Source organism: Angustibacter speluncae, from assembly GCF_054777815.1.
Genome location: NZ_BAAHAF010000193.1, coordinates 1 through 12,736 on the forward strand (window position 1 = coordinate 1; position 12,736 = coordinate 12,736).

13 protein-coding genes are annotated in these 12,736 nt (G+C 75.1%); 8 read left to right on the forward strand and 5 right to left on the reverse strand.

Annotated features, from left to right (window positions below; genetic code table 11):
* The 4 genes from ACYVKY_RS20905 to ACYVKY_RS20920 all read left to right on the forward strand — a co-directional run.
* A partial coding sequence (locus tag ACYVKY_RS20905; protein ID WP_460436914.1) for a lytic transglycosylase occupies window positions 1-728 on the forward strand: 728 nt, incomplete at its 5' end.
* A 72-nt stretch (window positions 729-800) separates the two neighbouring features.
* Window positions 801-2,750 (forward strand): Stk1 family PASTA domain-containing Ser/Thr kinase, encoded by a 1,950-nt coding sequence (gene pknB, locus ACYVKY_RS20910; protein ID WP_460436915.1) that lies wholly within the window; start codon window positions 801-803, stop codon window positions 2,748-2,750.
* 58 nt (window positions 2,751-2,808) lie between these two features.
* Window positions 2,809-3,696, forward strand: a complete 888-nt coding sequence (locus ACYVKY_RS20915) for a DMT family transporter (RefSeq protein ID WP_460436926.1) — start codon at window positions 2,809-2,811, stop codon at window positions 3,694-3,696.
* A gap of 160 nt (window positions 3,697-3,856) precedes the next feature.
* Entirely contained in the window at window positions 3,857-4,171 is a 315-nt protein-coding gene (locus ACYVKY_RS20920; protein ID WP_460436916.1) for a hypothetical protein, read from the forward strand.
* Window positions 4,172-4,222: 51 nt separating this feature from the next.
* Here ACYVKY_RS20920 and ACYVKY_RS20925 read toward each other — a convergent pair whose 3' ends face one another.
* The 3 genes from ACYVKY_RS20925 to ACYVKY_RS20935 are packed head-to-tail and all read right to left on the reverse strand — an operon-like array spanning window position 4,223 to window position 7,309.
* The gene (locus ACYVKY_RS20925; protein WP_460436917.1) at window positions 4,223-4,816 is read right to left on the reverse strand and encodes a molybdopterin-binding protein; all 594 of its coding nucleotides are present in this window, start codon (window positions 4,814-4,816) and stop codon (window positions 4,223-4,225) included.
* The gene (locus tag ACYVKY_RS20930; RefSeq protein ID WP_460436918.1) at window positions 4,813-5,937 is read right to left on the reverse strand and encodes a threonine aldolase family protein; all 1,125 of its coding nucleotides are present in this window, start codon (window positions 5,935-5,937) and stop codon (window positions 4,813-4,815) included. Before ACYVKY_RS20930 ends, ACYVKY_RS20925 begins: the two co-directional genes overlap by 4 nt.
* 4 nt (window positions 5,938-5,941) lie before the next feature.
* Window positions 5,942-7,309 (reverse strand): class II 3-deoxy-7-phosphoheptulonate synthase, encoded by a 1,368-nt coding sequence (locus ACYVKY_RS20935; RefSeq protein ID WP_460436919.1) that lies wholly within the window; start codon window positions 7,307-7,309, stop codon window positions 5,942-5,944.
* Between the two features lie 218 nt (window positions 7,310-7,527).
* On the opposite strand from ACYVKY_RS20935, the gene ACYVKY_RS20940 reads away from it, so the two are divergent.
* Window positions 7,528-8,733, forward strand: a complete 1,206-nt coding sequence (locus ACYVKY_RS20940; RefSeq protein ID WP_460436920.1) for a pyrophosphate--fructose-6-phosphate 1-phosphotransferase — start codon at window positions 7,528-7,530, stop codon at window positions 8,731-8,733.
* 266 nt (window positions 8,734-8,999) lie between these two features.
* Window positions 9,000-10,541, forward strand: coding sequence for an FGGY family carbohydrate kinase (locus tag ACYVKY_RS20945; protein WP_460436921.1), 1,542 nt, complete (start codon window positions 9,000-9,002; stop codon window positions 10,539-10,541).
* A 9-nt stretch (window positions 10,542-10,550) separates the two neighbouring features.
* Here ACYVKY_RS20945 and thyX read toward each other — a convergent pair whose 3' ends face one another.
* Window positions 10,551-11,288: an FAD-dependent thymidylate synthase gene (thyX, locus tag ACYVKY_RS20950; RefSeq protein ID WP_460436922.1), complete on the reverse strand. Its 738-nt coding sequence runs from the start codon at window positions 11,286-11,288 to the stop codon at window positions 10,551-10,553.
* Between the two features lie 10 nt (window positions 11,289-11,298).
* Window positions 11,299-11,589, reverse strand: a complete 291-nt coding sequence (locus ACYVKY_RS20955) for a zinc-ribbon domain-containing protein (protein ID WP_460436923.1) — start codon at window positions 11,587-11,589, stop codon at window positions 11,299-11,301.
* Window positions 11,590-11,625: 36 nt separating this feature from the next.
* On the opposite strand from ACYVKY_RS20955, the gene ACYVKY_RS20960 reads away from it, so the two are divergent.
* Complete coding sequence (locus ACYVKY_RS20960) at window positions 11,626-12,165, forward strand: GNAT family N-acetyltransferase (RefSeq protein WP_460436924.1); 540 nt, start codon at window positions 11,626-11,628, stop codon at window positions 12,163-12,165.
* The coding region (locus ACYVKY_RS20965; protein WP_460436925.1) for an AzlC family ABC transporter permease at window positions 12,162-12,736 on the forward strand (575 nt) is incomplete at its 3' end. The genes ACYVKY_RS20960 and ACYVKY_RS20965, both read left to right, overlap by 4 nt.

Here is a 12,736-nt window from a genome sequence, read left to right on the forward strand (position 1 = left end):
CCAGGGTGATCGACCAGGGGTCGACGAGGTCGTGCGTCGCCGCCGCGACGGCCGTGCCGGCCGCAGCCACGGCCGGCGGCACCGGTCGCTACACGGTGCGCCAGGGCGACACGCTCAGCCACATCGCCGCCCGGCACGGCGTCGGCCTGGCCGCGCTGCGCGCCGCCAACCCCGGCATCTCCGACCGGCTCCAGATCGGCCAGCGCGTGACGGTGCCGTCCGCGCAGGCCTCGTCCGGCACCGTCGGCTCGAGCTTCGCGGGCCGCACCTACCCCGCCGCCACCGTCGCGGCCGCCCAGGCGAACAAGGACGCGCTGGACGCCCGCTCGGTGCCCACCCGGGCCCAGATGCAGGCGATGGTCGCGAGCACCGCCCGCGCGCAGGGCGTCGACCCGGCGCTCGCGCAGGCGATCGCGTTCCAGGAGTCCGGCTTCAACATGCGCGCGGTCTCCCCCGCCAACGCGGTCGGGGTCATGCAGGTCATCCCGTCCTCGGGACGGTGGGCCTCGGAGATGGCCGGCCGCCGGCTCGACCTGCTGGTGCCGCAGGACAACGTCCTGGCCGGCGTGCTGGTGCTGAGGGCGAACCTGCGCGCCGCGGGCGGCGACGTGCCGACCGCGATCGCCGCGTACTACCAGGGGCTGTCGTCGGTGCGGAAGAACGGCATGTACGCCGACACGCGCCGCTACGTCGCGAGCGTGCAGACCCTCGTCGCCCGGTACCGGTAGGCCCTGCCGCGATCGGGGCCCCCGGGGCGAGCCTGCGCCGGGGCGCGGCGCGGCGTCCTTATGCTCGACGGCGTGAACCAGGGCCCGCGCACCGCGGCCGACCACGTGGTCGGCCGCGCCCTGGACGGCCGGTACGAGGTGGTCTCGCGCATCGCCCGCGGCGGCATGGCCACGGTGTACCTCGCCACCGACACCCGGCTCGACCGCGACGTCGCGGTCAAGGTGATGCACCCGCACCTGGCCGACGACGAGCAGTTCGTCGCCCGGTTCCACCGCGAGGCGCGCTCGGCCGCCCGGCTGTCGCACCAGGGCGTCGTGGCCGTCTACGACCAGGGCCGCGACGACGACCTCGTCTACCTGGTGATGGAGCTCGTCCAGGGCACCACCCTGCGCGACCTGCTGAACGAGGCGGGGGCGCTCACGGCCGGGCAGGCGCTCGGGGTGCTCGAGCCGCTGCTCGAGGCGCTCGCCGTCGCCCACCGCGCCGGCATCGTGCACCGCGACGTGAAGCCCGAGAACGTGCTGCTCACCGACGACGGGCGGGTCAAGGTCGCCGACTTCGGCCTGGCCCGCGCGGCCAGCTCGAGCCAGACCAGCGCCACGACCGGTCTGCTGATGGGCACCGCCGCCTACCTCTCGCCCGAGCTCGTCCTGCGCGGGATCGCCGACGCCCGCTCCGACGTCTACGCCGTCGGCGTCATGGCCTTCGAGATGCTCACCGGGCGCCAGCCGTTCACCGGCGAGGTGCCGGTGCAGGTCGCGTTCCAGCACGTGCACGAGCGGGTGCCGCCGCCGTCCTCGCTCGACCCGGGGATCCCGGCGGCGGTCGACGCGCTGGTGACCCGGGCCGCCGCGCAGGACCCCGACGACCGTCCCGCCGACGCCCGCGCCCTGCTGCTCGAGGTGCAGGAGGTCCTGGCGGCCCTCGACGACGACGAGCTCGACCGCGAGCCGGTCGTCGCGCCGCACGCCGACGGCACGCTGCCGCAGGACGACCCGGACGTGCCCGACCAGCACGCCACCCGCATCGTCGGCACCCGCCTCGGCCTCGACGACGCGCGCGCGGGCCGGCGCGCACCGGCCACGACCGGTGAGGTCGACCGCAGCAGCGAGTGGGGCTACGGGCCGCAGGGGGCCCGGCGCCGCCGCGGGCTGTGGGCCCTGGTGCTGCTGCTCGTCCTCGCCGTCGCCGGTGGCGGGGTCGGCTGGTACTTCCTCACCGGACCCGGCGCGTACACCGTCGTCCCCACCGTCAGCGGCACGCTCGAGGAGGCGAGGCGCACGCTCGCCTCCGCCGGCCTGGTGGCCGAGCCGGTCGAGCAGTACGACGAGCAGGTGCCGGCGGGCGGCGTCGTCGGCACCGAGCCCGGCGCGGGCGAGCAGGTCCGCAAGGGCGGCACGGTCACCGTGCTGGTCTCGCGCGGCACCGAGTTCACGCTGACCCCGGACCTGGCGGGCAAGGGCGTCGAGGAGGCGGGCACCGTGCTCGCCGCCGAGGACCTCACGGTCGCGCCCGACCCGGTCCAGGAGTACAGCGAGACCGTGCCGGAGGGCGGCATCGTGAGCCAGGTGCCGGCCGCGGGCGAGCAGGTCAAGCGCGGCACCGAGGTCGTCGTGGTCGTCTCCCGCGGCCGCGAGCCGATACCGGTGCCGGCCGTGACGGGCCAGGAGCGGGCCGCGGCCGAGCAGGCCGTGACCGACGCCGGCCTCGCCCCCGCGGTCACCGAGGAGTTCTCCGACACGGTCGCGGCCGGGCTGGTGATCAGCCAGGCGCCGGCCGACGGCACCCTGTTCCGGGGCGACGCCGTCGCGCTGGTCGTCTCGAAGGGCCCCCCGCTGGTCGCGGTCCCCCAGGTGCGGGGCCAGCAGCTCGACGAGGCCCGCCGCACGCTCGAGGAGGCCGGGTTCGTGGTCGAGGTGCGCCGGCTCGTCGAGAACGGCTTCGGCACCGTGCTCGGGACGAACCCCGGTGCGGGCGAGCAGGTCCCGCGCGGCAGCACCGTCACCGTCAACGTGGTCTGAGCGGGTCCGGACCGTGGCCGCACCCGGCCGCGTCGGTGGCTGGGCCCCGACCCTGGCGATGACGGCGATGACGGCCGTCTGGGGCTCGACGTTCTTCCTGATCAAGGACGTGCTCGAGTCGCTGCCGTCGGCCGACTTCCTCGCCGTCCGGTTCTGGGTGGCGGCGGTCGTGCTGCTCGCCGTCCTGTGGCCGCAGACCCGCCGGCTGGACGCCGTCGACCGGCGCCGCGGGCTGCTGCTCGGGCTGCTGTACGCCGTGGCGCAGCTGCTGCAGACCGAGGGGCTGGCCACCACGGCGGCGTCGGTCTCGGGCTTCGTCACCGGCCTGTACGTCGTGCTCACCCCGGTGCTCGCGGCGGTGCTGCTGCGGCAGCGGACGCCGGCCTCGACCTGGGTGGCGGTCGCCGTGGCCACGGTCGGGCTCGGCGTCCTGAGCCTGCGCGGCCTGGCCGCCGGCACCGGCGAGCTGATGACGCTCGGCGCCGCGGCCGTCTACGCGCTGCACATCGTGCTGCTCGGCCGGTGGTCGCGACCGTCCACCGCCCTCGGGCTGTCGACGGTGCAGATGCTCGTCATCGCGGCCGTCTGCACGCTCGCCGCGCTGCCCGGCGGGATCGTCCTGCCCCAGGGCCCGGCCGCGTGGACCGCGGTGCTCTACATGGCGCTGGTGGCGGGCGCCGGCGCGCTCGTCGTGCAGACCTGGGCGCAGGCCCACATGAGCGCCACCCGGGCCGCCGTCGTGATGACGACCGAACCGGTCTTCGCCGCCCTGTTCGCGGTGCTGTTCGGCGGCGAGGTGCTCGGCCCGCGGGTGCTCGTCGGTGGCGCGCTCGTCCTGGTCGCGATGTACGTGGTCGAGCTCGTGCCGCGTCGCACCGACCCCGCGCGGGCCGGCGCGCTGGCCGTCGACGACCCGCCGGCGGAGGCGCTCCACCACGAGCCGTGACCGGCGGGCGACCGCCGTGCCCGGTCGGACCAGCGACCGCCTCCCCCGGTGACGGAGGGCGGCACCGGGCTCGTCCTGGCGGCCCCTCGAGGACCGGGCCCTCGCCGTCGATGCCTCCTTCGTCCGCACTGCTCGGGGTCCGGTCCCAGGAGGTCCGCCCATGAAGAGACTCGTCAGCACGCTCGTCCTCGCCACGGTGCTCGGTGCCGGTGGCGCCGCGTCCGCCCTCGCCGCTCCCGGCGCACCGGGCGTCCCGAACCGGCCGGCCGGGCCGGTCGTGCCGGTCGCGCCGTCCGACAACGGCGGCGACAACGGCTGGGGCAACTGCGGCCACAACTCCAGTGGCGGCCACCCGCCGGTCGCCGGGGGCAACGGCGGCTACCGCAAGGGCGACTGCCTCGGGACGCCGCCTGGCGGCGGCGGCGAGGAGGAGCCCCCCGGCGACGGCGGCGGCGACCCGCCCCCGAACGTCTGAGACCGGTGCGGCGGCGGGGGCCGTGACGACCACGTCCCCCGTCCGCCGTCCTCACTCCTGGTAGGCGTAGCGCTCCTCGCGCCAGGCGTCACCGACCACGTGGTAGCCGCGCTGCTCCCAGAACCCTCGCACCGGGTGCCGCAGGTACTCCAGCCCCCGCAGCCACTTCGGTCCCTTGAAGCCGTACAGGTGCGGGACGACCAGCCGCAGCGGGTAGCCGTGCTCGGGGGTCAGCGGCTCGCCGTCGAGCTCGTCGGCGACCACCGCGCGGGGGCTCGCGACGTCCTCGATCCGCAGCGTGGCGGAGTACCCGTACTCCGCGAACGCCAGCACGTGGGTGACGTCGGGCGCCGGCGGGACGAGGTCGAGCAGCGTGCGCACGAGCACCCCACCCCACGACAGGTCGGGCACCGACCACTTCGACGCGCAGTGCAGGTCGCCGCGCACGGTGGTGCGCGGCAGCGCCCGCACCTCCTCCAGCGTCAGCACGCTGCTGCTGCCCGAGGCGGTCGCGCCGGTGAGCGAGAGCGTCCAGGTGTCGAGGTGCATCCGCGGCACCCGGCCGTAGTGCTTGGCGCGCAACGACTCCGACAGCTTCTGGCCGGGTGGCAGGACGCGACGGCGCGGGTCCTCGTGCGGGCTCACGCCGACCGCACCCCGTGCGGTGCCCCGGCCACGGCCTGCTCGAGCGCCTCGGCGAGCACCCGGCCGGCGCGGTCGACGTCGTCGTCGTCGACGTCGAGGTGGGTGACCGCGCGCAGCACGTACGTGCCCATCGCCGAGACCAGCACGTCCCGCTCGGCGGCGGTGGCGACGACGTCGGCGGCGCGCACCCCGGCCGCGGCGAGGTCGAGCACGACGATGTTCGTGCGGGTCGACTCGGGGTCGACCGAGCCGGGGACGACCTGCGCGCAGGCCCGCGCCAGCGCGCGAGCGCGCCGGTGGTCGTCGGCCATCCGGTCGACGTGGTGGTCGAGCGCGAACAGCCCTGCGGCGGCGAGGATCCCGACCTGACGCATGCCTCCGCCCATCCGCTTGCGCCACACCCGGGCGCGGGCGACCTGCTCGGCGCTCGACACCAGCACCGACCCGGCGGGGGCGCCGAGGCCCTTGGACAGGCACACGGACACGGTGTCGAAGAGCCGTCCGTAGTCGTCGAGCGCGACGCCGTCGGCCACGTGGGCGTTCCACAGCCGGGCGCCGTCGAGGTGGAGCGCGACGCCCTGCCCGTCCAGACCGGTGCGCAGCCGCTGCAGCGCCTCGAGCGGCTGCACGGTCCCGCCGCCGAAGTTGTGGGTGTTCTCGACCGCGACGGCGGCGGTCGACACCAGGTACGGGCCGCCGTCCGGCACCACCATCGACAGCGGCAGGTCGGGGTCGAGCAGCCCGACCGGACGGCCGGGCGTGGTCGCCGACCAGGTGCGCGTGGTGACGCCGGACGTGACGGCGTGCGCGCCCAGCTCGGCCCGGACGACGTGGGCGAGGCTGTCGCACAACAGCTCTCGTCCGGGCTCGACGAGCAGGCGGACGCCGAGCACGTTCGCGAGCGACCCGGTCGGGCACCACAGGGCCGCCTCGTGCCCGAGCAGCGCGGCGACGCGCTGCTCGAGCGCGGCGACCGTGGGGTCCTCGCCGTACACGTCGTCGCCGACCGGCGCCTCGGCCATCGCCGTCCGCATCCCCGGCGTGGGGCGGGTCACGGTGTCCGAGCGCAGGTCGACGACGCGACCGTCCTGGCTGTCCTGGCTCCCCCTGCTGGACGTCATCGGGTCAACGGCCTCGCAGCATGTCCGACACCAGGAAGGCGAGCTCGAGCGACTGCTGGTGGTTCAGGCGCGGGTCGCACAGGCTCTCGTAGCGGGTCGCGAGGTCGGCGTCCGAGATCGCCTCGAACCCGCCGAGGATCTCGGTGACGTCCTCACCGGTGAGCTCGACGTGCAGGCCGCCGGGCACGGTGCCCACGCCGCGGTGCACCTCGAAGAACCCGCGCACCTCGTCGATGACGTCGTCGAACCGACGCGTCTTGTAGCCGCTCGGCGAGCTGAAGGTGTTGCCGTGCATGGGGTCGCACACCCACAGCGGCTGCGCGCCGCTCGCGTGCACCTTCTCGACCAGGCCGGGCAGCACCTCGCGGATCTGGCCCGCCCCCATCCGCGTGATGAAGGTGAGCCGGCCGGGCTCGCGCGTCGGGTCGAGCCTGTCGATCAGCGCGAGCGCGTCGTCGGCGGAGGTGCTCGGGCCGAGCTTGACCCCGATCGGGTTGCGCACGCGCGCGAGCAGGTCGACGTGCGCGCCGTCGAGCTGGCGGGTGCGCTCGCCGATCCACACGAAGTGCGCCGACACGTCGTACGGCAGGCCGGTGCGCGAGTCGATGCGGGTGAGCGCCCGCTCGTAGTCGAGCAGCAGCGCCTCGTGGCTGGAGAAGAACTCGACGGTGCGCAGCGCGTCGAAGTCGGCGCCGCACGCGTCCATGAACTGCATCGCGCGGTCGATCTCGGCGGCGACGGTCTCGTAGCGGGCGTTGGCGGCCGAGCCGGCGAAGCCCTTGTTCCACTCGTGCACCTGGCGCAGGTCGGCGAAACCGCCTGTGGTGAAGGCGCGGATGAGGTTCAGGGTCGACGCGGCCGTGTGGTACGCCTTCAGCAACCGCGCGGGGTCGGGCGTCCGGGACGCCTCGGTGAACGCGTAGTCGTTCACCGCGTCGCCGCGGTAGGCGGGCAGCGTCACGCCTTCGCGGGTCTCCTCGTCGCTGGACCGCGGCTTGGCGAACTGCCCCGCCATCCGGCCCATCTTGATGACCGGCATCGACGACCCGTAGGTGAGCACCACGGCCATCTGCAGCACGGTCTTGATCCGGTTGCGGATCTGGTCGGCGGTGGCGCCCGCGAAGGTCTCGGCGCAGTCGCCGCCCTGCAGCAGGAAGGCACGCCCCGCGGCGGCCTCGGCCAGGCGCGAGCGCAGCAGGTCGGCCTCGCCGGCGAACACCAGCGGCGGCAGGCCGGCGAGCTCGTCGCGGACGGCCTGCAGGGCGTCGGCGTCGGGCCAGCTGGGCTGCTGGGCGGCGGGGAGCGCACGATAGGCGTCGAGCCCCGCGACGACGTCCGGGGACGGGACGGGGTTCACGACGGCGCTGGTCACCGCACCAGGGTAGATCCGTCTCAGGATCCGGCTGCGCCCGCGTCCGCGCACCGGACAGCGGACCGGGTCGGCGGACCGCCGGTGAGACGCCGGTCCCACCATGCGGGCGCCGACGTGATCTGGGTCACGTCCGGTTACGATCGGGCCCGCACGCGGGCAACGGCGCCCTGCACGACCTCCTGCACGAACCCGTCGTCCGACCCCGGAGGAGACCTCCCATGACCGTCCGCCGCGTCGCCGTCCTCACGGCCGGTGGGTACGCCCCCTGCCTGTCGTCCGCGCTGGGTGGCCTGATCGAGCGCTACACCGAGGTGGCCCCGGACGTGGAGATCCTCGCCTACCGCCACGGCTACCACGGGCTGCTCACCGGCGACTCGGTGCTCGTCGACGACGCCACCCGTCGCGACGCGTCGGTGCTGCACCGGTTCGGCGGTTCCCCGATCGGCAACAGCCGGGTCAAGCTCACCAACACCGCGGACTGCGTGCGGCAGGGCCTGATCGCGGAGGGCCAGGACGCGCTGCAGGTCGCGGCCGAGCAGCTCAGCCGCGACGGCGTCGACGTGCTGCACACCATCGGCGGCGACGACACCAACACCACCGCCGCCGACCTGGCCCGCTACCTCGGCGAGCACGACTACGGCCTGACGGTGGTCGGCCTGCCGAAGACGATCGACAACGACATCGTCCCGATCCGGCAGAGCCTCGGCGCGACCACCGCCGCCGAGCAGGCCGCGCTGTTCGCCCGCAACGTGCTCGCCGAGCACGGCTCCAACCCGCGGATGCTCATCGTCCACGAGGTGATGGGACGGGCGTGCGGGTGGCTCACCGCCGCCGCCGCGCGGGAGTACGTGGCGTGGCACGCCCAGCAGCAGTGGGTGCCGGGCATCGGCCTGTCGCCCGAGCGCTGGGCGGTGCACGCGGTCTACGTGCCCGAGGTGGCGGTCGACCTCGACGCCGAGGCGGAGCGGCTCCGCGCCGTCATGGACGAGGTCGGCTGCGTGAACATCTTCCTGTCCGAGGGCGCCGGTGTCGACGACATCGTCGCCCAGCTCGAGGCGTCCGGCACCGAGGTGGCCCGCGACCCCTTCGGCCACGTCAAGCTCGACACCATCAACCCGGGCGCCTGGTTCGCGAGCACGTTCGGCGAGCGGCTCGGGGCGCGCAAGACGATGGTGCAGAAGTCCGGGTACTTCTCCCGGTCCGCGCCCGCGGGCGAGCGCGACCTCGCCCTGATCCGCGAGATGACCGACCTCGCCGTCGAGTGCGGCCTGCGCGGCGAGGCGGGCGTCATCGGCCACGACGAGGAGCGCGGCGGCGAGCTCCGCGCGGTCGAGCTCGACCGGATCGCCGGCCACAAGGCCTTCGACACCTCCGAGCCGTGGTTCGGCGAGCTGCTCGACGCGATCGGCCAGCCGCGCGGCTGAGGCTCGTTCCCCCGGCTGGTCGGCCGGGTCGGGCAGCAGCTCGACGGCGTCGCCCGGCACCTCGAGCGTGCCGTCGGCCGCTCGCCAGACGTCGGTGGCGGTGATCGAGGAAGGCGCGCCGCCGCACGGTGCGGGCCAGCTCGGCCACGTCGTCGGCGCGGAACACCAGGGGGTGGACTGATCCCCTGGTGCGATCAGGCCGAGAATCGACGACCACGTCTCGGACCCGGCGCGCCCCAGCGGTGCGGTCGGCTACCGTCCGGCCCATGCCTGCGCAGCGCCGAGCGGTCCTGGCCGTCGACGAGGGCACGACGGGGGTGACCGTCCTGCTCGTCGGGGTCGACGACGACGAGGCGGGCACCGTCCTCGCCCGCGGGTACGAGGAGTTCCCGCAGCACTTCCCGCGGCCGGGCTGGGTCGAGCACCAGCCCGAGGAGATCTGGCAGGCGACGATCGCCGCCGCGCGCACGGCGCTCGACGAGGGCGACGCGAACCCGGGCGGTGCGGTCGAGGTGGTCGCGCTCGGGATCACCGACCAGCGCGAGACCGCCGTGCTGTGGGACCGCAGCACCCTGGCCTCCCCTCGCCGCGCCGTCGTCTGGCAGGACCGGCGCAGCGCCGACGTCTGCACCCGGCTGCGCGAGGCCGGCCACGAGGAGCGCGTCGCCGAGCTCACCGGCCTGCGGCTCGACCCCTACTTCACCGCCACGAAGCTCGCCTGGCTCGCCGAGCACGACACCCGGTCGTGGGCCGGCGTCGAGGACGGCTCGCTCGCGATCGGGACCGTCGACTCGTACCTGGTGGCGCGGCTCAGCGGGGGCGCACGCCACGTCACCGACGCCTCGAACGCCTCCCGCACGCTGCTGCTCGACCTGCGCAGCGGCGAGTGGTCCGACGAGCTGTGCGAGCTGTTCGGGGTGCCCCGCGCCGCGCTGCCGGAGGTCGTGCCCAGCTGGGGCGAGGTCGCCCGCACCGACCCGTCGGCCTTCCTCGGTCTCGACGTGCCGATCAGCGGCATCGCCGGCGACCAGCAGGCCGCGCTGTTCGGGCAGGCGTGCTTCGAGGTCGGCGACACCAAGTGCACCTACGGCACGGGGTCGTTCGTGCTGGTGAACACCGGGTCCGAGCCGGTCGCGGCGCCGCTGGCGGGGAGCGGGGGCGGCGACGGCACCGGGCTGCTGTCGACGATCGCGTGGATGTCGCCCGACGGCGAGCGCACCTACGCGCAGGAGGGCTCGATCTTCGTCACCGGCGCAGCGGTGCAGTGGCTGCGCGACGGCCTGCAGATCGTCGGGTCCGCGGCCGAGACCGAGGCCGTCGCCCGCACCGTCCCGGACACCGGCGGCGTGGTGTTCGTGCCGGCCCTCACCGGTCTGGGCGCCCCGGAGTGGGACCCGCAGGCGCGCGGCACCATCCTCGGCCTCACCCGCGGCACCACCCGCGCCCACCTCGTCCGCGCCACGCTCGAGGCGATCGCGTACGAGGTGCGCGACGTGCTCGCCTCCATCGAGCAGCAGGTGCCCGTCCTGCGCGTCGACGGCGGCGCGAGCGGCAACGACTGGCTGATGCAGTGGCAGTCCGACCAGCTCGCCGTGCCCGTCGAGCGCCCGACCGTGCTCGAGACGACGGGGATGGGGGCCGCGTTCCTCGCCGGGCTCGGCGCGGGCGTGTGGTCCTCGCAGGACGAGGTCGCGCAGGCCTGGCGCCTCGACCGGCGGTTCGAGCCGGGTGAGCGCGACGAGCCCGGTTACCGCCGCTGGCGGGCGGCGGTCGAGCGCTCGAAGGGCTGGGCGGACCTGGTCGACTGAGGCCGTCGACTAGGGGGCGACGCGGCCGTTCTGCTCGAACGCCGCGTGGGTGAGCGGCATCAGCTGCGCCCAGGCGGCCTCCATCTGCTCCGCGCACATCTCGATCTCGCGCTGCGGGAACGACTTGAAGTGCGAGTCGTCGCGCTTGGTGCGCAGCGACAGGAAGTTCATCAGCGACCGCGCGTTCACCGTGACGTACATCGAGGAGTAGATGGTCACGGGGAGCACGATGCGCGCCACCTCGCGCGCGACGCCGGCCTCGAGCATGCGCTGGTACGACGCGTAGGCCGCCTCGCAGACCGCGCGGGTCTCGCGGTCGACGAGCTCGTGCTGCTCCGGCGTCCCCTCGACGAACTCGTACGCGCCCGGCTTGCCCTGCTGCACCAGGCGGCGCTCGGGGCCGGGCACGTAGAAGACCGGGCGCAGCTCGCGGTAGCGGCCCGACTCCTCGTTGTACGAGGCGATCCGGTGCCGCATGAACTCGCGGAAGACGAAGATGGGCGCCTGCACGTAGAAGGTGAGCGAGTTGTGCTCGAACGGGCTGCCGTGCCGGTCGCGCATCAGGTAGTTGATGAGCCCCGCGGAGCGCGAGGCGTCGGCGTCGACGTCCTCCAGGCTCGACTCGCCCTTGGTCGACACCCGCGCCGCGAACAGCACGTCGGCGTCCTGCGCGCTCGCGCGGACCAACTCGACGGTGACGTCGGAGCGGAAGGTGGTGGGGGGTGCGGTGCCGGGGTCGTCGCTCACCCGGTCGACTCTAGTGAGCCGGACGCTGGGGCTCGGCGTCCGACACGGACGACCCGCCCGGGCGGGTGGGGCCGGACGCGAGCCGCTCGGCCTCGGCCTCGTCGAGCCGGCTCGTGGCGCCGCACATCGCGCACTGGACGGCGTAGCGGGTGCTGACCGGGAACAGCGGCAGGAAGAACAGCGTGAACTTGGTGACCCGCTTCTCGACCCGCTGCGCGGCGGGGTTGCCGCACACGGTGCAGACCGCCATCACGGTCGCGAGCACGCTCACGTAGGCCTTGGTCCCGAAGATCACCAGCACGTGGTCACCGTAACCCGCAGTGAGAGGATCGGCCGCGTGGAGACCCCCGACCTGCTCGGCGCCGCCGGCGCGGACGCGTCCGTGCGCCCGGCCCGCGCGGCGGACCTGCCCGCCGTCGGGGCCGTGCACTCGCGCTCGTGGCGCACCGCGTACGCCGACCACCTGCCCGCCGAGGTGCTGGCCGCGCTCGAGCCGGACGTCCTCGCCGAGGCGTGGCGTCCGGCCGTCTCCGCGCCCCCGTCGCCGCGCCACCACGTGCTCGTGGCCTGCGCCGGCAGCACCGTCGTCGGCTTCGCCGCCGGGGACGGCGACGGCGAGCTCGTCGCGCTCCACGTCGACCCCGCGCACCAGCGGCGCGGCCACGCGTCGCGGCTGCTGTCGGCCGCGGCCGACCTGGCGCGCACCGACGAGGTCGCCGCGCTCAGCACCTGGTGCCCGCTCGTCGACACCGCGCGCCGCACCTTCCTCGAGTCCGCCGGCTTCGGCCCGGACGGCGCCTGGCGCGAGCTCGAGGTCCCCGGCGCCGACGGCCTGCGCGAGCTGCGCCTGGTCGCCACCCTCGAGGGCAGCGGGTGAGCGACGCCGTCCGCGCCGCCACCCGGCAGGGGGTGTCGGTGGGCGTGGCGGTCGGCGCGTACGGCGTGTCCTTCGGCGCCCTGTCCGTCGCCGCCGGGCTCGACGTCTGGCAGACCTGCCTGCTCAGCCTGCTGATGTTCACCGGCGGCAGCCAGTTCGCGTTCGTCGGCGTGGTCGGGGCCGGCGGGGCGGGGGCCGCGGCGACCGCGGCGGCGGCGCTGCTCGGCGTCCGCAACCTGCTCTACAGCCTGCAGGTGGCGCCGCTGCTCGCGCTGCCGGCCACGGTCGGCGGCCGGCTGCGCCGGGTCGCCGCGGCCCACCTGACGATCGACGAGTCCACCGCCGTCGCGATCGCCCAGGACGACGCCGACGCCCGCCGGCGCGGCTTCTGGGTGACCGGGCTGGCCGTGTTCGCGCTCTGGAACCTCACCACCCTCGCCGGCGCGCTGCTCGGCGACGTGCTCGGCGACCCCCGCCGGTTCGGTCTCGACGCCGCCGTCGCCGCCGCGTTCCTCGCCCTGCTCTGGCCGCGGCTGCGCTCGGCCGACGCGCGCGCGGTGGGCGCCGCCGC

Excerpts from the sequence above, each read along its gene's own strand:
- ACYVKY_RS20945 (WP_460436921.1), top strand. The coding sequence starts at position 9,000 with ATGCCTGCGCAGCGCCGAGCGGTCCTGGCCGTCGACGAGGGCACGACG.
- ACYVKY_RS20920 (WP_460436916.1), top strand. The coding sequence starts at position 3,857 with ATGAAGAGACTCGTCAGCACGCTCGTCCTCGCCACGGTGCTCGGTGCC.
- ACYVKY_RS20930 (WP_460436918.1), bottom strand. The coding sequence starts at position 5,937 with ATGACGTCCAGCAGGGGGAGCCAGGACAGCCAGGACGGTCGCGTCGTC.
- ACYVKY_RS20915 (WP_460436926.1), top strand. The coding sequence starts at position 2,809 with ATGACGGCGATGACGGCCGTCTGGGGCTCGACGTTCTTCCTGATCAAG.
- ACYVKY_RS20940 (WP_460436920.1), top strand. The coding sequence starts at position 7,528 with ATGACCGTCCGCCGCGTCGCCGTCCTCACGGCCGGTGGGTACGCCCCC.